Annotated in this window: 25 protein-coding genes and 1 riboswitch; of the genes, 6 read left to right on the top strand and 19 right to left on the bottom strand. The window is 48.6% G+C overall.

Features of this window, described 5'->3' with window-relative positions; translation table 11 throughout:
- Positions 1-139: 139 nt before the first annotated feature.
- From AB1K83_RS10600 to AB1K83_RS10560, 9 genes are all read right to left on the bottom strand, one after another.
- On the bottom strand, positions 140-790 hold the full coding sequence (locus AB1K83_RS10600; protein ID WP_413058171.1) for a hypothetical protein: 651 nt from the start codon (positions 788-790) through the stop codon (positions 140-142).
- A gap of 5 nt (positions 791-795) precedes the next feature.
- On the bottom strand, positions 796-1155 hold the full coding sequence (locus AB1K83_RS10595) for a FixH family protein (protein ID WP_413058170.1): 360 nt from the start codon (positions 1153-1155) through the stop codon (positions 796-798).
- Positions 1152-1820: an ABC transporter ATP-binding protein gene (locus AB1K83_RS10590; protein ID WP_413058169.1), complete on the bottom strand. Its 669-nt coding sequence runs from the start codon at positions 1818-1820 to the stop codon at positions 1152-1154. The genes AB1K83_RS10595 and AB1K83_RS10590 overlap by 4 nt, the downstream gene beginning before the upstream one ends.
- Entirely contained in the window at positions 1813-2613 is an 801-nt protein-coding gene (locus AB1K83_RS10585; RefSeq protein ID WP_413058168.1) for a copper ABC transporter permease, read from the bottom strand. The genes AB1K83_RS10590 and AB1K83_RS10585 overlap by 8 nt, the downstream gene beginning before the upstream one ends.
- Positions 2610-3908 (bottom strand): nitrous oxide reductase family maturation protein NosD, encoded by a 1299-nt coding sequence (gene nosD, locus AB1K83_RS10580; RefSeq protein ID WP_413058167.1) that lies wholly within the window; start codon positions 3906-3908, stop codon positions 2610-2612. The genes AB1K83_RS10585 and nosD overlap by 4 nt, the downstream gene beginning before the upstream one ends.
- Entirely contained in the window at positions 3905-4468 is a 564-nt protein-coding gene (locus tag AB1K83_RS10575) for a hypothetical protein (protein ID WP_413058166.1), read from the bottom strand. The genes nosD and AB1K83_RS10575 overlap by 4 nt, the downstream gene beginning before the upstream one ends.
- Before the next feature lie 69 nt (positions 4469-4537).
- Positions 4538-6409 carry a Sec-dependent nitrous-oxide reductase gene (gene nosZ / locus AB1K83_RS10570; RefSeq protein ID WP_413058165.1) on the bottom strand — a complete coding sequence of 624 codons (1872 nt, stop codon included), beginning with the start codon at positions 6407-6409 and terminating at the stop codon, positions 4538-4540.
- Between the two features lie 17 nt (positions 6410-6426).
- Positions 6427-6849 carry a c-type cytochrome gene (locus AB1K83_RS10565; RefSeq protein WP_413058164.1) on the bottom strand — a complete coding sequence of 141 codons (423 nt, stop codon included), beginning with the start codon at positions 6847-6849 and terminating at the stop codon, positions 6427-6429.
- Between the two features lie 267 nt (positions 6850-7116).
- Positions 7117-7302, bottom strand: a complete 186-nt coding sequence (locus tag AB1K83_RS10560; protein ID WP_413058163.1) for a histidine kinase — start codon at positions 7300-7302, stop codon at positions 7117-7119.
- Positions 7303-7504: 202 nt separating this feature from the next.
- Positions 7505-7610, top strand: a riboswitch (SAM riboswitch).
- Positions 7611-7725: 115 nt separating this feature from the next.
- On the opposite strand from AB1K83_RS10560, the gene AB1K83_RS10555 reads away from it, so the two are divergent.
- Positions 7726-9585, top strand: a complete 1860-nt coding sequence (locus tag AB1K83_RS10555) for a bifunctional homocysteine S-methyltransferase/methylenetetrahydrofolate reductase (protein WP_413058162.1) — start codon at positions 7726-7728, stop codon at positions 9583-9585.
- Positions 9566-13015 carry a methionine synthase gene (gene metH / locus AB1K83_RS10550; protein WP_413058315.1) on the top strand — a complete coding sequence of 1150 codons (3450 nt, stop codon included), beginning with the start codon at positions 9566-9568 and terminating at the stop codon, positions 13013-13015. The genes AB1K83_RS10555 and metH overlap by 20 nt, the downstream gene beginning before the upstream one ends.
- Positions 13016-13252: 237 nt before the next feature.
- Here the strand turns inward: metH and AB1K83_RS10545 are convergent, their stop codons facing one another.
- The 6 genes from AB1K83_RS10545 to AB1K83_RS10520 form a co-directional block, all read right to left on the bottom strand.
- On the bottom strand, positions 13253-13573 hold the full coding sequence (locus AB1K83_RS10545; RefSeq protein WP_413058161.1) for a hypothetical protein: 321 nt from the start codon (positions 13571-13573) through the stop codon (positions 13253-13255).
- A 149-nt stretch (positions 13574-13722) separates the two neighbouring features.
- Positions 13723-14364, bottom strand: coding sequence for an FAD-binding domain-containing protein (locus tag AB1K83_RS10540; protein WP_413058160.1), 642 nt, complete (start codon positions 14362-14364; stop codon positions 13723-13725).
- Complete coding sequence (locus tag AB1K83_RS10535; protein ID WP_413058159.1) at positions 14328-15137, bottom strand: deoxyribodipyrimidine photo-lyase; 810 nt, start codon at positions 15135-15137, stop codon at positions 14328-14330. Before AB1K83_RS10535 ends, AB1K83_RS10540 begins: the two co-directional genes overlap by 37 nt.
- Positions 15138-15149: 12 nt before the next feature.
- Positions 15150-15827: an ABC transporter ATP-binding protein gene (locus AB1K83_RS10530; RefSeq protein ID WP_413058158.1), complete on the bottom strand. Its 678-nt coding sequence runs from the start codon at positions 15825-15827 to the stop codon at positions 15150-15152.
- Positions 15828-15830: 3 nt separating this feature from the next.
- Entirely contained in the window at positions 15831-16901 is a 1071-nt protein-coding gene (locus AB1K83_RS10525) for an ABC transporter permease (protein WP_413058157.1), read from the bottom strand.
- A 24-nt stretch (positions 16902-16925) separates the two neighbouring features.
- Positions 16926-18221 carry a protoglobin domain-containing protein gene (locus AB1K83_RS10520; RefSeq protein WP_413058156.1) on the bottom strand — a complete coding sequence of 432 codons (1296 nt, stop codon included), beginning with the start codon at positions 18219-18221 and terminating at the stop codon, positions 16926-16928.
- Between the two features lie 388 nt (positions 18222-18609).
- Between AB1K83_RS10520 and AB1K83_RS10515 the strand changes: the two genes are divergently transcribed.
- Positions 18610-18840 carry an EAL domain-containing protein gene (locus AB1K83_RS10515; RefSeq protein WP_413058155.1) on the top strand — a complete coding sequence of 77 codons (231 nt, stop codon included), beginning with the start codon at positions 18610-18612 and terminating at the stop codon, positions 18838-18840.
- On the opposite strand, the gene AB1K83_RS10510 is transcribed toward AB1K83_RS10515, so the two are convergent.
- Positions 18830-19333, bottom strand: coding sequence for a hypothetical protein (locus tag AB1K83_RS10510; protein WP_413058154.1), 504 nt, complete (start codon positions 19331-19333; stop codon positions 18830-18832). The two genes, AB1K83_RS10515 and AB1K83_RS10510, sit on opposite strands and share 11 nt — an antisense overlap.
- Before the next feature lie 115 nt (positions 19334-19448).
- Here AB1K83_RS10510 and AB1K83_RS10505 point away from each other — a divergent pair, with 115 nt between their 5' ends.
- Positions 19449-20375 (top strand): MerR family transcriptional regulator, encoded by a 927-nt coding sequence (locus AB1K83_RS10505; protein WP_413058153.1) that lies wholly within the window; start codon positions 19449-19451, stop codon positions 20373-20375.
- Between the two features lie 26 nt (positions 20376-20401).
- On the opposite strand, the gene AB1K83_RS10500 is transcribed toward AB1K83_RS10505, so the two are convergent.
- Positions 20402-20575 (bottom strand): hypothetical protein, encoded by a 174-nt coding sequence (locus AB1K83_RS10500; protein WP_413058152.1) that lies wholly within the window; start codon positions 20573-20575, stop codon positions 20402-20404.
- 175 nt (positions 20576-20750) lie between these two features.
- Here AB1K83_RS10500 and AB1K83_RS10495 point away from each other — a divergent pair, with 175 nt between their 5' ends.
- Positions 20751-21140: a thiol-disulfide oxidoreductase DCC family protein gene (locus AB1K83_RS10495; RefSeq protein ID WP_413058151.1), complete on the top strand. Its 390-nt coding sequence runs from the start codon at positions 20751-20753 to the stop codon at positions 21138-21140.
- Between the two features lie 273 nt (positions 21141-21413).
- Here the strand turns inward: AB1K83_RS10495 and AB1K83_RS10490 are convergent, their stop codons facing one another.
- Together AB1K83_RS10490 and adh are read right to left on the bottom strand one after the other, a co-directional pair.
- Positions 21414-21770: a DUF779 domain-containing protein gene (locus AB1K83_RS10490; RefSeq protein ID WP_413058150.1), complete on the bottom strand. Its 357-nt coding sequence runs from the start codon at positions 21768-21770 to the stop codon at positions 21414-21416.
- Positions 21771-21799: 29 nt separating this feature from the next.
- A complete protein-coding gene (gene adh / locus AB1K83_RS10485; protein ID WP_413058149.1) occupies positions 21800-23341 on the bottom strand; it encodes an aldehyde dehydrogenase in 1542 nt (513 codons plus the stop codon).
- Between the two features lie 275 nt (positions 23342-23616).
- Here adh and AB1K83_RS10480 point away from each other — a divergent pair, with 275 nt between their 5' ends.
- Positions 23617-24771: a S1C family serine protease gene (locus tag AB1K83_RS10480; RefSeq protein ID WP_413058148.1), complete on the top strand. Its 1155-nt coding sequence runs from the start codon at positions 23617-23619 to the stop codon at positions 24769-24771.
- The last annotated feature ends 47 nt before the right edge of the window (positions 24772-24818 follow it).

Here is a 24818-nt window from a genome sequence, read left to right as displayed (position 1 = left end):
CCCCAGTGTTATGTTATCTATACTAGAATAAAAGATAACTCATTTTGTGTCAATCAAATTTTGGTAAGGATTGACTCATTCAAATCTTCTTGGGACGGATTTGATTCCATTCCATACAAAAAAGGATGGCGCACCATCCTTATTTCACATATATCTTTCTTTCCAGAGAAGCCACCTGCTCCACATACAGGTCTTCATACCGGGAATTCGTTGCATAGTTCACTTCTTGGTCGGTGGCGTCCGGCAATTCTTCACGGACTTGTTTCTCAAGCTCCCGGTAAACGCGGTCCCGAAGCAAACGTTTCCGCAAATACTCCCGGATATCCAAGCGATAATCCTCTTCGCCGTATTCCTGGACAATTTCCCACGTTTCCTCATTGGCCTGTATCGCCTTCGTCAGTTCCTCCACTTCCCGATCCAACTTCTCATCCGGAACAAAATAATTTTTTTCCTCCGCAAGCAATGACATCGCATGGATTTCAATCAAGTTCTGCAATTGGACGTTCTTATTCGCATACTGCCTTTTATGCTCGTCCCAGTACGCATTCCGTTCTGCCAATTCTTCCCCTTGCAGACCCTTAATTGCTTGTAAATGACCCCACTCGATCTCCACTTGCTTCATTGTCGTATAAAACTTCAAATCTTCCTCGTCAAAGCTCTGTCCCTCGATTGTGACAATAGGTTCTTCTTCAACATCTTGTTCCACTTGGGTCTCGGTTGCAGTGCATGCCGTTAGGAGCAGCACTGCTGCCAAAAGATACCCAAGCCTTTCAGCCCGCCCTTTTCTCAATCCCATCATCCCTCTTTAACATCAAAAGTCACGACTTCTTCCAATACTTTCTTTCCTGTGTCCGCTTGTACCGTGGCGATCCATTCCCCGCCCATTGGCAATTCTACGTGACTGCTATATAGCCCATCACCTATATCGTCAAAATGGACTTCAATGACCCCATGATCCATCTTCGCCATTTCCAAGGTAGCCAGGACAGATAGGCCGCTGACAGGCTCGTCACCCTCCGTTACACGAATGATCATTTCGGACGTTTCGCCGTCCCTATAGTCCGGCGACTGTTCTACGGCAAAATCCACCTTGCTCGAACCGCACCCTGATAGGAGAAACAATAGGGCAAATAGTGGTATTAAAAATTTCTTCATGTTGCGTCCCCCCTCATATGATTTGTCATAAACACATCAATCGGGTACTTCGTAATGCTCCCGCCTTCCAAATACGCCACATGGGTGCAGACTTTCTTGATTTCTTCCAAGTGATGGGAAGCCATGAGAATGGTTTTATTCTCCAACCGATTGATGATGTCCAAGATCTCTTCCCGTCCAACCGGGTCCAGCCCGCTCGTCGGCTCATCCAAAATGATGATAGGCGCATCATAGTAAAGCATGACAGCCAAACCGAGCCGTTGGAGCATCCCTTTCGAATAGGTCGTAATCGCCTCGTCACGCGCCTGTCCAAGCGACACCATCTCCAACTTTTCAGAAATGCTTTCCTCATCCACCCGTTTTGGGGCGAGTGAAGCAAAAAAACGCATATTCTCTTCACCTGTCATCCGGGGATAGAGCCGGAATTTCTCCGGCAAATAGGAAACGACCTTTTTCCACTCTTGCTTGCGGTTCGGTATCCCTCCCAATTGAACAGTCCCTTTTTGGAAAGGCAGTAAGCCGAGCATCGAATGAATCAAGGTCGATTTCCCAGCCCCGTTCCGACCGACTAATGCACAACGTTCATTCTCTTCGATATGCAGGTTCACATTGTGCAAAACCTGCTTCTTCTCATAAGCACAAGACAGGTTTTGGATATTAATCATCAATCGCACCTCCATTCCGGAAAAGCAGTGAAACGCCAAACATGACGAGAGGCCATAGCACCGCATTGATGAGCAAGAAAATTCCAATATCCATAAAAACGAACTTCTCCATCATGCGAGACATATGCGACAAAGAGAAGAGGCCCAAACTCGTTTCCAGATAAAACCGCATCGTGTGGATGGGATCTAAAAAGTAGACCCAAGAAAAGAACCGAAGATTGCCGAATGTCACGGCCGGCAGAAAGTAAAGAAACATCAAGTCAAACAAAAAGACAACGAAAAACCATGTCAGGATATTCGCACCAACCAACTGCATTTTCGAATGGCAAGCGACTCCTAGGAAAATTCCGATCTGATTGAAAATAAGTAGGAATACTATAATCACGAGTAAGAAATGCAGAAAGCTCATGATATGGAACGCCAAAAACGCCTTCATGAATAACGCGAGCACAAAATAGGCCGTTACGAACGTCGCGAGCAGAACAAGCTGGATCGCTGCAGACTTCTTCAAAAGATACGTCCAGGTCGATTCTCTCTTCGTCAATAAAATCATCGAAGTCTTCAACTCTTTTTCTTGATACATGGAAAAAGAGGATAAAAACATGGCAAAGAGGGGGAGGAGATAGACATTCATGTCGAATACGGATAAGAGCATTGCTTCAAATCCCAAATCGACAGGGAACGAACGCGCCTCCGCAATGAGGAATAGCGAGGCCAACATCAGCATGCCGAGACCGAGCCACATGCCCTTGCCCCTCATCTGTTCCAATGCCTCTTTCCAGATATACATCATCGTCTGACCGCCCTCCTTCTATAAACTAACCATATGGCCACTCCAAGCACTATGGCCGGAAATATCCAGACGCCCATCGGCATTCCCCTTTTCTTCAGCAAAGGGTACTTGTCATACGCCATCACTTTCTGATGGGTCAACAACTCATTCGCTTTTTCATAGATAGCAATCGCCGGACTGGACAAAAATAAATAAGCCAGTTCATTCCTCTCCAATAAATCGCCCAGAGAGGAGCGATACTCCAGCGCTTGATCCCCTACGCCGTTTTGATTTAGATCAAGCATGGGCAAATTCCAGTAGTTCCCCACTCCGTTTTCAAACCAGTCGTTATTGGATTCACCGCCGACGGTCAATGCATGGATCTTGTTTTTATCGAATGTATTTTTTAAAAATACATGGGCGGTCGAGGAGGTCCATAACTCCACACCGACCTGGTTCTGGAAGAAATCATTCCCTTCGATCCGGTTGCTTGTCGACTGCTCCAAATATAATCCGCGTTGATTCAAATGGAATTCATTATTCAATACATGCACGTCCCGACTCGTTTGAACAATAAGCCCGAAAGAACGGGATCCTTGGTTGAATGAAAACTGATTGCCCTCCAGCAGGATGTGATCGGAGTGCATAATCGCAGCGCCACCGATATTGTTGACAAAATGGTTCCCTTTGAATTCGTTGTGATTCGAATACATGTAATGAAGCCCGTATCGCGTGTGGGTCATCGTATTATCATCGACGTAATTATTATTCGAATACTCGACAAAAATCCCATCACGTGTTTGTTCCAAATGGCTATTCGTAATATGGTTGTTGCTGGAACGGGCGATATGGATGCCGTTTCCCTGATTGCCCAGCGCTTGCGTGCCATGCCCAATAACTGTGATCCGATCTATCCTTGTTTGATTAGTTTTATTCAAAAAAATGCCATGGAAGCTGTCCGTGATTTTCAAGTTTTTCAATACAGCCCCGTTTCCCATAACCCGCACTCCGGAATATTCCTCACGGGAACTACGGCTCATGCCGCTGCCTTCGATCGCAAGCGTGTCGAGCGTGACATCATCGCTTTCAATCTCGATGACATTTGCAGTCTTATCCCCTTGAATGACGGTCCCTTTTTTTCCGATCAAAGTAATCGGCTTTGTAATCGTCACATTCCCTTCGTAGGTTGTCGACTCCAGTTCCAGGATGCCATTTGCGGGAGTCTCGTCGATCAATTGCTGCAGCCCTTTTTCAGCAGCCTCCGCATTCCCCATGAATAGCCCAAAAACCAGCAATAGGCTGATAATTGTCCTCATAGCGATCGATCCTTCCATAGCGGGAAAATCATCAGCAGGAACACGACTAGCAACATATAGCCGCCGATTGCAAAATAGCTTGTCGTCGTAAAGTTGGCGATGACATTATCCCCGATAATAGGTGGAATGAAAGGCTCTAGTTCAATCGGCGCTCTCGGATCGAGATTTGTTCCGAATTGTTTCAACCATCGGTACATATCCAGAAGACCGACGACCCCCCCTATAATAAAGAGAGCAATGAGACCATATAGAAACGACTTCTTCCGTAACAAAGCGACCAGGAGGATTAGGATTGCAAAAATGATGACAATGACAGGCATATATCGTAATTCAGGAAAGGATTCATTACTGAATTCAGCCATCCCAATATAATGATTCAGCCCGTTCACGATATCAATATCCCCCGACAATGTAGTCGGATAGACGATAATATCAAGTCCTTCCGGATATTGCGGTGCATAGAATTTCATGCCCCACCATGGAACAAATAACGTGAGTAAAGTAATAACTGCTGCTGCAACGAGGCTGATCCTCGATGGCATGGAAAGTCTGCCTTTCATAGGAGATCACCTCCAGTAATTTAGGAGAAGTGGTAAGGCAGATCCCCCCACTTCTCCAGGCTGCTAATATCACTTCGGTTCCACTAACAAGTAGCCGCTCATTTCCTGATGCAGTGCGGAACAGAAGTTTGTACAGTAAATTGGGTAGACACCCGGTTTATCCGCTACGAATTCCAACGTATTTGTTTGACCAGGTTGAACTTCAAAATTCAGATCATATTCGTTGATACCGAATCCGTGGGTGATGTCCTGATCCAAGTCGATGTTGGTCATATGGAAAAATACGCGATCTCCTTGTTTGACCGTGACTGCGTCGGGACGTTCCGACTTGGCGTCGAAGATGAATTTCGATCGCATGGCAATTCCATAAATATGGACTTCATTCCCATTCCGCTCCACCCGGGTATCTTCTTGTTTCCAAACGGAGTTCTTACGGTCTTCATCTTTTGGATAGACAGTGATCGTCTCGATCTTATCGCGATGGATAATCTGAGCGTAATGCGGCTCCGGATCCACCGGCGCAGCCATGACATGCTCCATCTTATCTCCCGAAATGTCGATCAAGTCCATCGATTCTGGGTGGGATGGCCCAACGGATAAGAAGTTGTCCTTCGCAATTTTATTGAGCGCAACGATCCATTTACCGTCCGGCGAGACTGTGTCCCCTTCTGTTGCGGCGGAGTGTCCCGGAGAGAAGTACGTCGGCGTACGGTCGATCACTTCGCCCGTTTCGATATTCCATTTCACAATCTCGGAGGAAATGAACATCGTGTTAAACGCATTCCCCCGGTCGTCAAATTGCGTGTGCAATGGACCGAGTGCGCCTGGAGGATCGACTTCACGCTCCATCACATCTTCATAGGCCAATACAGGAATGCCGTATTTCTCTTCGACAAATTCACCTTTCTCAATCGCATCGAATGCCTGTTGGAATGAAAACACCGTCATCATCGGGGCCAACTTCCCTGCTGCGATAAATCTGGTTCCATCCGGTGTTACATCCACACCATGAGGTGATTTGGCAACTGGGACTGCATAGATGGCCCCTTTATGTTTTCGGGGATCGATTGTTTTGGCCCCATTCACTTCATCATAATTCCCGGCTGCAACTTCTTCCTCGAGCTTCTTCCAATTGACGAGTACGATATAGTCGCGGTCATTCTGCGAGGCATTAATTTCTAAATTAGTTGTTGCAAATTCTGTGTTATACGTCGTCATGACAATCCAATCACCCGACATTTTCTTGCCGGCATCCGAGAGGTCATAAGACCAGGGAGGCAAGACAATTTGATAGGCAAGATCGAATTTTTTCGCCTCTCTGTCGAAAGTGGTCATCGAGACGACACCTTTATATTCTTCTTCATACTCATCCAAAGTGGCATAGGCATCTCCCAATGGACGTGCAAACCGTGTCGGCAATGCAATGTACTCCGTATTTTCAGTGACGAAGACGCCCGCATGCGGCCCGCCCATATTCGGCAAGAACATCATATCCACTGTTTGGAATGTACTCAGATCGACGGCGGCAACGCGGTTATTCCCCACGTCATTCGCGAAAAGGAATTCGCCATCATACTCACCATCTGTCTCGGAAATCGAAGGGTGGTGGAAATCCCCCCATGTAAAACCGCCCAGCATTTCTTTCGTAGCGGAGTCAAATCCATATCCCGTGGCAGGATCGGGTGTGAAGACAGGGACTGTCCGGATTTTCCGCATGGAGGGGATCCCGTAGACGAACAGCTGGCCTGAATGCCCGCCAGAAGCCATCATGTAATATTCATCTTTTTCCCCGTACGGTACATACACTTTTTCCGCTTTGGTCTTATTGGACTCGGCATTTTGGTTTCCTTTATTAAAATCTGCAAAAAAGACGATCGCCACTAATAACCCTAGAACAATGCCAAATATAGCAGCTAAAACTCTCTTCAAATTCGTATTCACTCTGCCCACCTCGATTCTTATTTCTCAGATGCTGTCTTCAGGACATCGATGATAGCCGCACGATCTTCATCAGATAACGGATTGCCTGCAATGACGCCGGACATCACGGCAGAAGTCGGCTGTTTCAGGAATGAATCCAGATCGACGCCATGCTTGTCCTTGACGCCATCGTACGCATGCGATAGATCCGGTCCAGTCGTCCCGCCTTCGATACCGAGTGAATTGACGGCATGACAGGATAAACAACTATTCGTATTCAACACTTCTGCTTCCGCCGGCACCGATGCCTGCTCTTCGCCTTGTCCTTCTTCATTCGCCGGCTCCGTCGCGCCACTTTCGGTAGTTGCCGTCTCCTCTTTATTGCCTTGGCTAAAGTAAAAATACCCTCCAGCAAACGCCAATACAAAGGCGACAATAAAAATGATGCCGTTTGTCTTCATAAGCTTATAACCTCCTTTTCTATTGCTAATTTAATAAACTTGTATTTATAATACAACTTTATCACAGTCTTATAGGGCAGTCCCAAAACTCCTAATCACTTCATCAATTCTTCACAATTAACCGAGATGGATTTGTAACAATTTCTGTTCTGACAGGCGATCATGCGGCGTCCTTATGGCATTGCGGAAATATTCCGCAAGTTAGTAATCTATATTACCCTCTCCTACTAGCAAACAAACAAAAACGGATGGCCGAATCGCCACCCGTCAGTATTTTTCCCCTTCATCTTTAGGAAAGAGGAAAAAAGATATGCCCCCGCTTACGATCATCGCTCCGATGGTAATGAACACCCGGGATGTCGGCGGGACTTCCTGATAATTTTTACTCAACATCATCCAACCGAACGATCCGACAACTAACATGATCGGGATGATAAATTTAAGTGCTCTCAATCATTCCACCCTCTACTTCCTTTGTCATGGTTGTCTCCATAATACCATACTCCAGCAATGGAATTTGGAATCGGCAAACTGGATACAGGGTCGGACTCGTATCACCTTAAAACCGATATGCTACTAAGGAATTTAACAAAAAGACTTGACGGCACGGATTTTTAACGTTACGATGTTTTCAACAATTCAAATAAAATAAAGATTCTTATCGAGAGAAGCTGAGGGAACTGGCCCGAAGACGCTTCAGCAACCAGCCGGTCGGCAAGGTGCTACCTCCAGCAGGTCTTCGACGGCCTGGAAGATAAGAAGGAGCGAATATACACGTCTAAAGCCTTCTTTCTCGATGAAGGCTTTTTTTACTTTTAATTCGAGTTAAAGCAACTCTGCCAAGGCATAACCGTTTGTAGAAAGGGAGATCGCACTATGTCATTGCTAGAAAAACTGAAAACCGATGTTCTGACCGCCGATGGAGCAATCGGGACACTGCTTTATTCATATGGAATTGATTTTTGTTATGAAGAATTGAATGTTGAAAAGCCTGAAATCATTGAAAAGATACACCAAGATTACATCCGGGCAGGTGCCGACGTCATCCAGACGAACACGTACAGTGCGAATGCTCTGAAGCTGGCCCGCTATGGAATGGAAAACCGGGTGAAAGAGTTTAACGAAGCGGCAATACAAATTGCAAAGAAAGCGGCTGCTCCGGGTGGACAATTCGTCCTTGGCACAATCGGCGGCTTCCGCGGCATACGGAAAAGCGACGCCACGTTGCAAGAAATCCAGAAGGTCGTCCAGCAACAGGCTGAGCATCTATTGACTGGGGATCCGGACGGAATTCTCCTAGAAACCTATTATGATTTCGAAGAATTATCCGCTGTCGTTCAGATGCTTCGTACCATGACAGACACGCCGATCATTGCCCAAGTCTCGATGGAAGAGCCGGGCGTATTGCAGAACGGAATTTCCCTAAACGATGCACTTCATCAATTGGAGGCGCTTGGTGCGGATGTGGTCGGTGTCAACTGCCGTCTCGGTCCTTTCCATACAATCCAAGCTTTTGAAGAGGTCATTTTGCCGGAGAAGGCATTTTTATCCGCCTATCCGAATGCGAGCCTGCTCGACGTGGAAGATGGCCGGATTGTCTATGTATCCGAGGCGGATTATTTCGGCCGGGCCGCCCTGTCCCTTCGCAATGAAGGCGTCCGTCTGATCGGCGGTTGCTGCGGAACGACGCCGAAGCATATCGAAGCGGCGAAAAAGCAACTGGCCGGTCTCGCTCCAGTCGTAGCCAAAGAAGTGAAAAAACAAAAGCCGGTGGTCATCCGCGAAGCAAACCCGGCTATCAATGAGCCAATCCACGAAAAAGTGAAAAGAGAACGATCCGTCATTGTCGAACTGGACACACCGCGGACGTTGGAAATCGAAAAATTCATCGAAGGCGCAAATCTGCTCCACGAAGCGGGTGTCGATGCTGTCACAATGGCCGATAACTCACTCGCCTCCCCGCGAATCAGTAACGTCGCGATGGGCGCCATTCTGAAACAGCAATATAATATAAGACCACTCGTCCATATCACATGCCGCGATCGCAATCTGATCGGTCTGCAATCGCATCTGATGGGACTGGATGCGCTTGATATCCAAGATATTTTGCTTGTCACGGGGGATCCGACGAAAGTAGGCGACTTCCCAGGCGCGACCAATGTCTATGACGTGAACAGCATGGAATTGACGCAACTGACCAAGCAATTAAATGAAGGAATCTCCTTCTCCGGCAAACCGTTGAAGAAGAAAGCTTCCTTCTCAGTGGCAGCCGCCTTCAACCCGAACGTCCGGGTCGTGGAGCGTGCCGTTAAGCGTTTGGAGAAGAAAATTGAAAGTGGTGCGGATTACTTCATTAGTCAGCCGGTTTATTCTAAAGAAAAAATCGAAGAAATCTATGAATCGACCAAACATTTAGATACGCCGATTTTCATCGGCATCATGCCGTTGACCAATATCCGTAATGCGGAATTCCTGCACAATGAAGTGCCAGGCATCAAATTATCAGATGAAGTATTGGAACGGATGCGTGCTTGTGGGGAAGACCGTCAAAAATCGACGGAGGAAGGTGTCCGGATTGCCAAAGAACTGATCGATACGGCGGCGCAGCTCTTTAATGGCATTTATATCATCACGCCTTTCCTTCGTTACGATATGTCATTGGAATTGATTCAACATATAAAAGAACTTGATGCACAGAAGGAGAGGGAACTTGTCCATGCCGATTCATCCAATTGAACAACAACTACAGAAAAGAATTCTCATCATAGATGGTGCAATGGGCACGATGTTGCAAGCAGCTGACTTGACCCCCGAAGATTTCGGCGGCGAGGAGTACGATGGCTGTAACGAATTTTTGAATATTACACGACCTGACGTTCTGGATCGGATTCACCGCGAATACTTGGAGGCGGGTGCGGACATCATTTGTACCAATACATTTGGTGGCACACCGATTGTCCTCGATGATTACGACCTCGGTGATCGGGCGCATGAAATCAATTTTGAAGCGGCTCAGATCGCGAAGAAATGTGCAGAAGACTTCTCAACACCGGAATGGCCACGATTCGTCGCGGGCGCGATGGGACCGACGACCAAGACGCTTTCCGTCACAGGCGGAGCGACATTTGATGGATTGACCGAAGACTTCTATGTGCAGGCAAAAGCGCTGATCGAAGGCGGCTGCGACTTGCTATTAATGGAGACGAGCCAGGATATGCTGAATGTCAAAGCAGGCACACTCGGCATCAAGCGCGCATTCGAAGAGACCGGTAAAGAAGTCCCTGTCATGATTTCGGGTACTATTGAGCCGATGGGAACAACGTTGGCCGGCCAAAGCATTGAATCGTTCTATATTTCAATCGAACATATCAAGCCACTTTCGGTCGGTTTAAACTGTGCGACAGGTCCTGAATTCATGACCGATCATTTGCGCTCCCTATCCGACTTGGCAACGGGCTATGTCAGCTGTTATCCGAACGCCGGCCTGCCGGATGAAGAAGGGCATTACCATGAATCTCCTGAGTCCCTCTCCAAGAAGTTGGAAGGATTTGCGGAGAAAGGTTGGTTGAACTTGGTTGGTGGCTGCTGCGGTACGACCCCAGCACATATCCGTGCGATCCGGGAAGTGGTCGATGGGAAAACACCTCGCCCACGACCTGAAGAGTCGCATGGTCATGCCGTTTCGGGAATTGAACCCCTGCTCTATGATGACTCGATGCGGCCTCTCCTAGTCGGTGAACGGACGAATGTCATCGGTTCCCGGAAGTTCAAACAATTGATTGTCGATGGGAAATTTGAAGAGGCATCCGAAATCGCGCGTGCTCAAGTACGCGGCGGAGCGCATGTCATCGATATCTGTTTGGCAAACCCCGACCGGGATGAGCTGGAAGATATGAAGCAATTCATGAAAGAAGTCGTTAAAAAAGTGAAAGTGCCTCTCATGATCGACTCGACGGACGAAAAAGTCATCGAAGAAGCATTGAAATACTCCCAAGGGAAAGTGATCATCAACTCCATCAACTTGGAGGATGGCGAAGAGCGTTTCGACGCGGTCATGCCTCTCGTGAAAAAATACGGGGCAGCCGTCGTTGTCGGTACGATTGACGAGATCGGCATGGCAGTCACCCGCGAACGGAAGTTGGAAGTGGCCCAGCGCTCCTATGATTTATTGGTCAATAAATGGGGGTTGGCCCCGGAAGACATCATTTTTGACCCGCTCGTATTCCCTGTCGGTACAGGAGATGAGCAATACATCGGCTCCGCTGTGGAAACGGTGGAAGGCATCCGGATGATCAAGGAAAAAATGCCTCGTGCGTTAACGACCCTCGGTGTGAGTAACGTTTCATTCGGACTTCCGCCGGTCGGCCGTGAAGTGTTGAATGCCGTCTATTTGTATCACTGTACGCAGGCCGGTCTGGATTACGCGATCGTCAATACGGAGAAATTGGAACGTTATGCTTCAATTCCGGAAGCGGAAGTGAAAATGGCAAACGAGCTGTTATTCTCCACAACCGATGAGACACTTGCCGAATTCACCAACTTCTACCGCGGTAAGAAGAAAGAGAAAACAGAGGATGATATCCCGAAAACCGTACCGGAACGACTTAGCTATTATGTCGTGGAAGGGACGAAAGAGGGATTAATTCCCGACTTGGAAGCAGCATTGAAAATGTACGATGCTCCGCTCGATATAATCAATGGCCCATTAATGGAGGGCATGGCGGAAGTCGGCCGCCTGTTCAACGATAATCAGCTCATTGTTGCGGAAGTGCTGCAAAGTGCGGAAGTGATGAAAGCGTCCGTGTCATTCCTGGAGCAGTTCATGGATAAAAAGGCGGATGATACGGGCAAAGGGAAAATCGTACTGGCGACCGTCAAAGGCGACGTCCATGATATCGGGAAGAACCTGGTCGACATCATTTTAAGCAACAATGGCTACCAAGTCGTCGATCTTGGCATCAAAGTGACTCCTGCCACACTGATTGAGGCCGTACGGAAAGAGAAGCCGGATATTATCGGTCTGTCGGGATTACTTGTCAAATCGGCGCAGCAAATGGTGTTGACAGCCCAAGACTTCAAAGCAGCCGATATTGATGTGCCGGTCCTCGTTGGCGGTGCAGCCTTGACACGCCGATTCACCGAAACGAAAATTGCGCCGGAATACGACGGGCCAGTCCTCTATGCGAAAGACGCCATGTACGGACTGGAACTGGCCAACCGGCTGCAAAATAAAGAAGAGAAAGTAGCCTTGCTAAATGAATTAATAGAACAACAAGAACGCCGGGCAGAAAATGATGCAATCAAAGCAGCGAGACAAGCCGAATCGGGAGCTGTCGCGGTAGCCGTCCGCCCGGTCAAAACAGTGCGTGAAGACGTTCCGGTCCGTGTACCGAACGACTTGCGCCGACGTGTTTTGAAAGATTATTCCGTTTCCCATTTGTACCCATACGTCAACATGCGCACGCTGATTGGCCACCATCTTGGCTTGCGTGGCAACGTTGATAAAATGTTGGAAGAGCGGGAGCCGCGGGCAGTCGAGCTGCATGAAATGGTCACCAGTTTTTTAGAATCCGGCAACTTGACAGCATCGGGGCTGTATCAATTTTTCCCTGCCCAATCCGATGGCGATGATGTTATCATCTATGATCCGGAAGATGGGAAAACAGAAATCGAACGCTTCACATTCCCGCGCCAAAGCAAGGAACCGTTCCTGTGCCTCGCCGACTACCTAAAACCGGTCAGCAGCGGCATCATGGACTATGTCGGTTTCATGCAGGTGACCGCGGGACATGGTGTCCGCGACTTCGCCAACCGATTGAAAGCGGAAGGGAAATTCTTGGAGAGCCACGCATTCCAGGCGACTGCTCTGGAGCTTGCGGAAGGCTTCGCCGAGCGGGTCCACCAAGAGATGCGCGACCAACTGGGTATCTCCGATCCAACTGATTTCACGATGCGCGAACGGTTTGCCGCAAAATACGAAGGCCAACGCTTCTCTTTCGGCTATCCGGCTTGTCCAAACCTGGAAGACCAGGCAAAACTATTCGGACTGCTGAAACCGGAAGACATCGGTGTCCATTTAACTGAAGAATTCATGATGGAGCCGGAAGCTTCCGTTTCGGCCATTGTTTTCGCCCATCCGGATGCTCGCTACTTCAATGTAGATTAATGAAGAGAAATAAACCCGCCAAACGGATATCATTGTCCGATTGGCGGGTTTTTGGATTTTCTGGAGGTTGGTCGGGCAGCGGGGCCCTGATGTTGGATAACTCCCCTGTTCCTCGGAAACCCCAGCGATGTTCCTTCTTCAACGGGACCACCTAGGCTCCAACCGCCCCCAAAAAGCCCTCTCCGCAAGGATGACCTCCTGCGGAAAGGGCGAACCGATCAATCGAGTTCAACTTGTTTATCTCCAAGGTCGACGGCCCATGCCAAACCGGCCGCCAAAGCCTCCCAATGGTGGTCCGAACCCGGGCTGCGCTTGAACAGGTGGCCCCATTACGGTTTGTTCTGTTTCCGCATAATAATGGCGCGGCACATCGACGTAATGCTGCATATTCACATTGACAATCGGATGGATATATGGGACCTCCCGTGGAATAAATGAATTGTGGCAACGATACTGAGTTGGGCAAACAACCGGCTCCGTCCGGCTCATCGGCATAACCCGGCCTCTGTGGCAATGTCCGTGTCCATGGTGATGTCCATGGTGATGGTGCATCATCATATTCTCACCTCCTCCTTCCTCTATTACATGCGGAAGGGAGAGCGTACACTCGGGCGAGCGACTAGAACGAGGAGCTTTGTCACGGAAAAGCCGTTAGAGTGGTCGCACACTCGACCGCATCCGGCTAGGCTTGATAGGATACAACCCCATCAAGCCTTCCCTTTCGCCGTATCATACGCCGCCAGCGCCCGATTTCGTGCCAAAGCGTGATCAATCATCGGAAAGGGATAATCTTCACCGATTCGGATGCCCGCTTCCTCTAGTACATCCGCAGGCGCTGCCCAAGGACGATGAGTGTACTTAGCGGGCAGCTCCCCCAGTTCCGGAACCCATCTGCGGATAAAAAAACCATTCGGGTCGAACTTTTCACTTTGCATAATTGGGTTGAAAATCCGGAAATACGGCGCCGCATCAATGCCGCTGCCAGTCACCCATTGCCAGCCCATCGCATTGTTCGCCTCGTCGAAATCGACCAATGTCTCCCGAAACCAATCAGACCCCGCCGTCCATGGAATGAGCAGATGTTTGACCAGAAACGAAGCGACCACCATTCGTACCCGGTTATGGATGAACCCCGTTTCCCGTAACTGTCGCATCCCGGCATCAACCAACGGATAGCCCGTCCTTCCCTCTTTCCACTTCTCCAATTGCGCTGACGTACCAACCCAAGGAAACGCCTGAAATTGACTACGGAGGGGGGAATGAAGGATCTCCGGAAAATGGATGAGCTGGTGATACGCAAAGTCCCTCCAGATCAATTGCCGGAGGAACGCATCCGCCGCCTGATGCAAAGAGGAGTCCATCCCGCTCCAACGCTGCACACCGTGCCATAGCACCCGAACGCTAATATCTCCATGCGCCAAATGGGAGACAGAGACGAAACTGCTTCACGATGCGGAAAATCCCGCCCCGCCGCATATCGGCCCAGCCCTTCCTCGGCAAATTGCTCCCATCTTGCAATCGCTCCTGCTTCTCCAGGTTTCCAATACTCACCGAAAGGCAAAGCCCCATCCGGCAATAATCCCAAATCCTCTACGGATAACGACTCAACGGGCCGCGCCACGGTCTCCAAATAATCTGGAATCCCCAAAACCGGCGGAACCGTCTGTTGCATGCACCGTTTCCAGAACGAAGTGAACACTTTATACGGCTCCTGCTTTTGATTCCACAACCGATCCGGGTCGAATAACAGATGGCCATGAAACCGACGGACTTCCACGCCCCGCAATCGAAGTTGCTCCGTCAAATCCCGGTCCGTCCGCCGGACATCGGGTTCGTACCGTTCATTAAAAAACAGCGCCTCTGCGCCCGTTTCCTTCATCAAACTTTCAAGCTCTTCCCCAGGATCGCCTGAACGAATGACCAACGGAACTCCTTTCGATGCAAGATTCCGTTGTAACGTTAGTAATGAATGATGGAGCCACCAGCGTGACGCTGCACCCCGCTCCTCTTCCCGCGACTTGATGAAGACCGGAAGGACGGCCCCCTGCTGAGCTGCCTCCCATAAGGCGGGGTGATCATGGAGCCGAAGGTCGTTCCGGAACCAGACAATGGTTTTCTTCATTACATCCCCCCATTAGTGTTCTTCCTGCAAGGTTAGGACACCGTCCGTCATGTTATACACCTTATCGCAATATCCGGTAAGCCGGATATCATGAGTGACGACAATCGTTGTCGTATTTTTGTTTTTCGTCTCGCTTTTCAGCAGTTCCATCACTTCATACGCCCGGTCCGAATCGAGCGAGGCTGTCGGTTCATCCGCCAAGATGACGGAAGGATTGCTGAAAAGCGCTTTGGCTATCGCGACACGCTGCCGTTCCCCGCCGGATAAGTCGGACGGATACTTGGTACGCAGATCGCCAATGCCCAGATCTTCATATAACTGTTCCAGTTCGGCTTGCACCATGTTCCCCTTCTTCACTTTATTCAACAACCGTAATTGGTCTGCCACGCTGAGGAATGGAACGAGATTGGATGCCTGGAGAATGAACCCGATTTCCTTCAACCGGATGCGGGATCGTTGCTTTTCATTCAAGGCAGACAAGTTTTGCCCATTGATGATGACGTCCCCTTCCGAAGGCGACAGCAATCCGCCGATAATCGTCAGAAAGGTGCTCTTGCCCGAGCCGGACGGACCGATGATGGCAATCAATTCACCGCTCTCCGCGTGAAAATCAGTATTCTTCAGCGCTTCCACTTTAGTCCGTCCCGAACCGAATGTTTTCGTCACACCAACTAATTGTAAGACACTCATAGGTCACCCTCCTATCGCTTTCAATGGATCGATCCGTACTATGGTGAGAACCGAGAAGACTGCGCCTGCAATTGCAACGCCTATTAACACAATTCCATATAGACCCATTGTGGCAAGGTCAAAGGAAACGGGAACCGCGCTCGGTAAAGACCGCCCCGACAACAAGGTCAGCCCGAAACCGGCCCCCACTCCGACCGCAGCTAAAATAAACGTCTGGGCAATAACCGACTTGGATAAATACCAACTGGAGATCCCTTGTGCTTTCATGACGCCGAACAAGCTGATTTTCTGCACGGTCAGTACGTATAAGAAGATCGCTACGATGACGGAAGAAATGACGAACAAGAAATAGATCATGAATGTCAGGGTCATATTCTGCTCAGTATAACCCGGCAAGTTTTCGATGAAAGTTTCCACTTCGATGACTTCCAGTTCTGCATTCGAAGTGATGGCGTTAAGGTCGCCATCGGTCCGGATGACGATTCCGTTAATCCGGTCACTGTTGAGCTCGGCCGCCTCCCCGTATTTCACCCGATGGAATGTCGATAGATCGGCATACAGCACAGGTGCTGCATTGAAGCGGGCCTTATCCGTAAAACCGACAATCGTCAATATTTCGTCTGAAGAGGATACGTGGAGTACATCGCCCAAGGCAAAGCCGTCCTCTTTCAGTGCGTCACTTGCAATCACTTCGTTGTCTCCCGAGAAAGGACTCCCCTCCGTAACTGAAGGTACAAGAAACCCATCTTCCTCAATTCCGAATATAGATACGTTCTGCTTCTTTTCCCCGTTTCCGACAATAGCGCTTAACTGAGCTAGGACAGCAATTTTATCCCCTTCCACTTCTCCCGTGGCTTCGACACCCATCAGCGACTGGTATAGGCTTTTATCCGACTCCTCGGTCAGTACGATGGCGTCGGCTTCCCATTTATCGACCGATTCCCGGTTGAGGTTTTGCAGGCCGGTCGCCAAGCCGGAAAGGAAGAAAACCAGATAGGAGACAAGCAGTAAAATACCGGTAATCAAGGTGAACCGTAATTTATTTCTTTTTATTTCACGCCAGGCCAAGAACATTGCCCTTCCTCCTTCTTCATCTACTTATAGACGCAATGCCGTCTGGTGCAGATTGTCTGCCGACACGGCGACTTGTTTCGTATCGTTCCCGATTGCCTTGATGACTTCGACCAAGTCGGCCACTTCGGTCTCAATCTGCTTGATCTGGCGATTATTCGCTTCCAGGGAAGTAAGGATCATGTGGAATTTCTCTTGTGACTCAATGGAGTCGTTCCTTCCGATCGCCACTCGCTCCTGGACCTGACCAATCATCGAGACCGCCTGATCCGTTAGTGACGTGGACGTCCGGACAAGACTAGTGATCTGTTCCACAGATTCCTTGGATTGCTCTGCCAATTTACGGACTTCCTGTGCCACCACGGCAAACCCTTTACCCGAATCTCCCGCCCGTGCCGCTTCAATCGACGCATTCAGGGCGAGAAGATTGGTCTGCTCTGCAATTTGCTTGACCATGGCAATGATATCGATGATCTTATCGGATGATGATTTCAATTGACCGATGATATTGCCCATCTGCTCCGTACTACCAGTGACAAACTCCATTTGGACCTCTAGTTGATGAAGCTTTTCATTGCCCTCGGTCGCGTCGGTTTGAATTTGCTCGACACTTTCCACATTGGAATGGATCCGTTGGCGAATGACTGTCGCCTGGTTGTCGACATGTTCAATAGAAGAGTTCGTTTCCTCGGCTAAATCCGCCAAGTCCTCACTAATCGAGGATATTTTCCCTTTCAGTTCCGTCTTGACGACTTCATATTGCTGGTGCCGAAGTTCCTCATTTTCCTTCTCGTATTCTTCCATAACAATCTGCATCTCGAAATTGATTAATTTTGAGACAGCCAATCGTACTCGTTCCCTACGATCACCAGCAGGCATGCCGTCCGTAATAACGCGAATGACCGCTTCCTGTATTTGATGTATTGTGCCCATATACCATTTTGGTTCAACCCCAATCGCAAAGTGCATTTTGGCGAGCTTCCTCTTCCGCTGAATGGCCTCGTCATTCAATTCCCCGTCAAACATGGCGACTATATAGTCTCCCAACAGTCCCTTGAGCCGCTCAATACCGATGCGCTGCTCAATAAGCTGCTGCAACAAGGGGACAGCGAGCACTTTGTCATAAAAGACGTCTGCTATAACGTTGACCCCTTGTTTCACCCGAGGTTGAAACGTATGGATGAAAGCCATATCTTCTTCCGTGAAATCTATCAATCTTAATTGTCGTTGCAGTTCCGGATATGCCTGCAATTCAAATTTACGTATCGAGAGCTTGGTCGGCGATGACGACTCGGTCGTTTTTCGCTTAAACAGGATATTCATATGAATGCCTCCTTTATTCCTTCTACCTTTTACTATATACTAGGCTACAATTAACCGTCAAATGATTGTATAATGTTATTACTAAAAGATTATACAACACTAACAAATAGTTTTATAATGAGAGAAGATAGTTAATGGAAAGGAGAAATCGGAATGGAACATTGTAAAGTTTGTATGCCCACAGAATTGTTTTATCAAATCCGGTTGGACGGGGAAGAAAACCGGCGGCACATCCCTGCCCTGTGCAATTATCTTGAAAAGGCGGGATTGCTCACCAGCTGCCAGCAGAATGTGCTCACCGTGAAAGAAACGGCGGTTGCCGGACTGTGCGATTATTTTGATGATATGTTGGACATTCAGTCAATCTTTTCTCGGTGGGGGATAGAGTGTGGAGACCAATCAAAGAAGTGCGCGAATGGATCGGTTCTTCCAAGGCATTCCGAACAAGCGGGAAAAACAAGTGGCGGCAAGCAAAATATTGGATGCGGCTTTAGAAGTGGGGGCCATTCCGCTAGCAGAAGGCGTGGAGGAGTGGGAGGATTTCCAATGGCACAAGAATAAAGGATTTCAACTATTCCAAGGCTATCTCTTCGGCAAACCCTCCCCCATTATCGGCTAGGCGATTTCCGGTCGGCGAGCATCCAGCCAAGGAGAAGACCGAAGACGGCATGCCCTGCCAACCAATAGAGCAAAGCGGCAAGGTCTGTGAGTTGTGGTGTACGTTCCGACAATACGGTCATCGGATAATAGGCGGCTCCGATTAGCAGGCTGACGACCATGGACACAATTAATTTATGATAAGATGTCCTGATCTCACGAAGAAGAAGGAACAGGACCAGGCTCACAAAAACAGAGACAAGCAGATGAAAGCCTACTTCCACGGATTCCGGATAGGTGAAGCGGTTGAGGAAAGGGATATAATCGACATTCAGCAAAAGGGTGTACACTTTGACAGCCTTCCATTGCTCGATCAGTTTGAATGAAAAGCTGAGGACCAATCCCGCGATGATGCCGGAGAAAAAAATCTTGACCCAATGTTTTTGCAGCATCTTCACCACGCCTTCCCAAATTTGTTTATCCGTATTATGGACAAAAGTATACCAGTCCGTCAACCTCTTGTATAAGGTTGGATAACGATTATTGTACAGTTTTGCTGATTTGGCTATACTAATGGAGAAGAAATTAGGTTCTACCCTATTCCGAATAACTATCGAAAGGATGATTCCCATGACACCCTCAAGCGAAACTGGGCGGTATTATATCCAACAGGTCGCGGATATGACCGGCCTGTCAAAACAAGTCATCCGTAAATGGGAAGAGCGCTATGGACTTATACAACCTGATCGATTGGCTAATGGCTATCGAATTTATAGCGAGAAGGATATCAATATTTTATTGAGAGTGAAAGCACTATCGGAACAAGGCTATTCCATCAAGCAGGCGGTGGAGCTTCTGGAGGGACAACATGTCGAGGTGAATGAAAACCCTTTGATGGAGACGGCCGATCCACTCCATCCGGATGGCTTGAATAAGTATGTATTCCAGTTGCTGGAACGAGGGGCCCATTGTGATGAAATGGAGTTGGGTTTGCTCCTTCAACAAGCGTATCATGAGGTCGGACTATCCACGTTCCTCTCGTCTGTTGTCATCCCTTTTTTGAAAGAGGTCGGGGACCGCTGGGGGAAAAAGGAATGGACCGAATACCAGGAATCCGTTTCCAGTCTCATAGTACGGGATTTCCTTGTACAGATCCGGCGAAACTATCAATACCGGGAGGGAGCCCCGTTAGTGGTCGGAGCCTGCCTGCCGTACGAACGGCATGAAATCCCGGTTCAAATCATATTGCTGCAAATGATGTTGAGAGGTTGGAGAACAATGCTCATCGGGGCCTCGCCTGCTCCGAATGCAATTGAATCGCTCGTGTTGAAGTTGCAACCTAAGAAGGTTTTGCTGTCCGCCTTAACCACTCACCCGTTCGAACAGGAGCCGGACATGCTTCAAGACTTGGATGCCTTCGCGGCAAAGCAGCCAACCATTGATTTTTATCTAGGGGGCGCGGGTGCAATTGAATATGCAAAGGAATTGGAATTGCGGGCAATCACAATCGCTACTTCCTACGAAGAAGTCGTAGGGGAGAAACCGACTGCAACATAAAAAAGCCTCACAGACATATGAGGCTTCTACTGGTATGCGGCTGGTAAATCTTCTTCATCAAATCCTTCAGGCTCGGCCCTTTTTGGCTTGAATGCGCCATGATCGGGGGCTCCTTCTCCAACCATGCCTAAAGAAGCGATATAATCTTCGTCTTTCCGAAGTTCCATCTCTGTCGAATCAATAAACTGACGTTCCATCATAGATCATCTCCTCAACTATTTCCGTGACAGAATACGTTGACATCCGAGACTTAGCAATCTATTATTCTCTTATATTGTACACATTATTCTGTCATTTGTCAAGGTGTCCGAACGTTTCAATAAGAGGGTAACGGTTATACTAAAGAGAGATACATATCACGAAGGAGGTGTGGATGTGAAAAGAATCGTCCTGTTTGACGGCGAATGTAATTTCTGTGACGCCAGTGTGCAATTCATCCTCAAACGCGATCCTGCTGCACATTTTCTTTTTACATCATTGCAGAGCGAAACGGGGCAGCAATTGAAAAAGCAATACTATATTCCGGAAAATGTGGATAGCATTGTCCTCATTGAGAAAGGTAAAGCGTATACCAAATCCTCGGCCGCTCTCCATATTGCAAAAAAACTGGATGGGCTTTGGCACCTGTTATTTCTCTTTATCCTCGTGCCGCGTCCGCTGCGTGACGTTGCGTATGACTACATTGCAAAAAACCGCTACAAATGGTTTGGCAAAAAAGATTCCTGCATGCTCCCGCCTCCTGAAATAAGGAAGCGATTTATTTAAATTAAAGACCGGGGTTGTCCATCAAGGGCAGCCCTATTATTTGCTCCTATCCATAACCTCTTTGAAATCCTACACTATCCTCGGGAGATTAGATCCACTTATATGTTCTGACAGCGATCATAACTCCCCAGAACCGCCTATACTTCCCTGCAAGCGATCATAAGGCTCGAGAAACGCTCATATATCCCAACGACCACGAGCTCCCATAACTCACAACTTACCCCGTATTCCTCACTCACACCAAAAAGGCTGCCCATGAGCAGCCTTTTCCTATCATGCTTGCAGTTGTTGGTTTTCCTCAGCCGTGAAGGCGCGGGATCTTGTTAAAAAGCGTTTTCCTTCCACGCCTTCGAGCGAGAACATGCCGCCCCGACCTTCCACGACGTCGATGATGAGCTGGGTATGCTTCCAATAGTCGAACTGGTTTTTGTGCATATAGAACGGGACCCCGCCGATATATCCTAACAAGACATCCTGATCACCGATGATCAGGTCGCCCTCCGGATAGCACATCGGCGAGGAGCCGTCACAGCAACCGCCGGACTGATGGAACAGGAGCGGACCGTGTTTCCGCTTCAAGAAGTCGATGAGCTCCAATGCTGCGTCTGTCGCAATGACGCGATCTGGCAAGGCTCCCACATCCCTTCAATTGATGACGATTAGAAGAATCCTAACTTATCCGGGCTGTAGCTGACGAGCATGTTTTTCGTATTTTGATAATGGGACAGCATTTGCAAGTGATTTTCGCGTCCGATTCCGGATGCTTTATAACCACCGAATGCTGCATGGGCCGGATACGCGTGATAGCAGTTGGTCCAGACGCGCCCCGCCTCGATTTTCCGGCCGAATCGGTACGCTGTATTGATATCGCGTGTCCAGACGGCTGAACCAAGGCCATACAATGTATCGTTGGCAATTTCCAACGCCTCTTCTTTCGTCTTGAATGTCGTCACAGATACGACGGGACCGAAGATTTCTTCTTGGAAGATCCGCATTTTATTGTTCCCTTTGAAGACGGTCGGTTGCACGTAATAGCCGCCTTCCAACTCCCCTTCCAGCTGGTTTTGCTCCCCGCCGGTCAGGCATTCTGCGCCCTCCTGCTTTCCAATATCGAGATAGGACAGAATTTTCTCTAGCTGCTCAGCGGAAGCTTGTGCGCCCATCATCACCGTCGGATCAAGCGGATTTCCAATTTTGATCGCTTTGACACGTTCTAGTGCACGCTCCATGAATTCATCATAGATCGACTCCTGAATCAAGGCACGTGAAGGGCATGTGCACACTTCTCCCTGGTTCAGCGCGAACATGACAAAGCCTTCAATCGCTTTATCCAAAAAGGCATCATCTTCTGCCATGACATCTTCGAAGAAAATGTTCGGCGATTTGCCGCCAAGCTCCAATGTGACCGGAATGATATTTTGCGAAGCATATTGCATAATGAGGCGCCCTGTCGTCGTTTCTCCCGTGAACGCGATCTTTCCGATACGCGGATTGGAGGCAAGCGGTTTTCCGGCTTCCAATCCGAATCCATTGACGACGTTGACTACACCTGCAGGCAATAAATCTTCGATTAGTTCCATCAAGACCATGATCGAAGCAGGTGTTTGCTCCGCTGGTTTCAATACGACACAGTTCCCTGCAGCAAGGGCGGGTGCAAGTTTCCAAACCGCCATGAGAAGTGGGAAATTCCAAGGGATGATTTGGCCGACGACTCCGATCGGCTCATGGAAGTGGTACGCAACCGTATCGTTATCAATCTGGCTAACTCCGCCTTCTTGCGCACGGATAGCAGACGCAAAATAACGGAAGTGATCGATGGCAAGCGGCAAATCAGCGTTCAATGTTTCACGGACCGCTTTGCCGTTTTCCCAAGTTTCAGCAACAGCCAACATTTCCAAGTTCTGTTCTATGCGATCTGCGATTTTCAAAAGAATATTCGCGCGTTCCGTAACCGATGTCCGTGCCCAAGAATCCTTGGCCGCGTGTGCTGCATCGAGGGCAAGTTCGATATCTTCCTTCGTCGACCGGGCAACTTGGGTGAATACTTTTCCTGTCACCGGCGTGACATTGTCAAAGTATTCCCCGTTTACAGGGGCTGTCCATTTACCGCCAATAAAATTGTCATACCGTTCTTTGAAGTTCACCTTTGCTCCATCTGTGTTCGGAAACGCATAAACTTGACTTTCTGTGGCTTGTACCAAATTCCATTCCTCCCTTTTTTTTCGATTCGGTAACCGGCGGCTAACTTTTTGCACGCAAGATCACCTTATGCTGCAAGCTTCCTGCCTATGACTTTACATATTCGCGTACATTTGAAGCTTGTCCTATCATTCTGTCAGACTATGCGAAATTTTTCAACTATTAAGATTTACAATTTGAAGTTTTCACTTTAATAGTTTGTTAAATTTCCCGTAATAATTTGTTCATATCTCACTCGTACAATAAAAGCAGATGAAATACAAAGGAGACGGACATGATGGAGAACTCAAAAGGCAAACAATTCTTATCCACTCTGACTGCCGGGGTTATCGGCTCGATGTTGACGTTGGGAGTAGTCGCGAATACCGATTTGCTCACTGCAAAAACCCAAGGTGCAACTGCGACGGAAACGGCAACGGGCAATTACGAAGTGCAACCGACTTCCGTAAAAAGCGCTGCTTCCCTATCCGATATGGTGGAGCAGGCTTCGGGAGCGATTGTCGGCGTCGTCAATTATCAAAAGATGGGGAACCGGTTTGCACAGGACAGCCAAAGTATCGAAGCGGGTGCTGGCTCGGGTGTGATCTATCAAATTGACGGTGATGAGGCATTGATTGTCACAAATAATCACGTCATTGAAGGAGCGGATAATGTCGAAGTCGTCTTGAACGATGGAGAGAAAACAACTGCAGAAATTATTGGGAAAGATGCGTTAAGCGATCTGGCCGTCTTGAAAATTGACGCCAAATATGCGAAGGCCGTCTTGGAATTCGGGGACTCGGATTCTCTCCGCGCAGGCGATCAAGTCATCGCTATCGGGAATCCGCTCGGACTTGATTTCTCCGGAACGGTCACTCAAGGGATTGTCAGTGCAGTCAACCGGTCCATTGATGTCAAAACTTCGGCGGGCGTCTGGGAAATGAACGTCATCCAAACGGACGCAGCTATCAATCCCGGAAACAGCGGCGGTGCCTTGTTGAACACGGACGGCAAAGTGGTTGGCATCAACAGCTTGAAAATCGCGGAGAACGGAGTTGAAGGACTAGGCTTCGCCATTCCAAGCAATGAACTGATTCCACTCCTGGAAGAAATGGTCGAACACGGCCAAGTGGAGCGGGCGTATATCGGCATTGGCCTTGCCGATCTCGCCGATGTGCCGGCCATGTATATTCAAAATCTGCCGGAATCAGTGGAAGGCGGCGTCTTGGTAACCAGTGTAGACCCTTCTTCAGCAGCAGGAAAAGCCGGTTTGCGACAACAAGATGTCATCACGGCGATTAATGGAACGGAAATCAAGAATTCAGTGGAACTCCGGAAATTCCTTTATTCGAAGCTATCCGTCGGCGACAAAGCGAAGTTCACCATCTATCGCGGCAATGCAAAACAGAGTGTTGAACTGACTTTGACGAGTACTTCGGCTAGAGAAGGCTAAGTGAACATCCACCAGACGCCATGTGTGACAAATGGGCACATGGCGTC

This window comes from Sporosarcina sp. 179-K 3D1 HS (assembly GCF_047228905.1).
Classification (GTDB): Bacteria; Bacillota; Bacilli; order Bacillales_A; family Planococcaceae; genus Sporosarcina.
The sequence above is the reverse complement of the archived record's forward strand: the minus strand, read 5'-3'. Positions and strand labels throughout refer to the sequence as shown.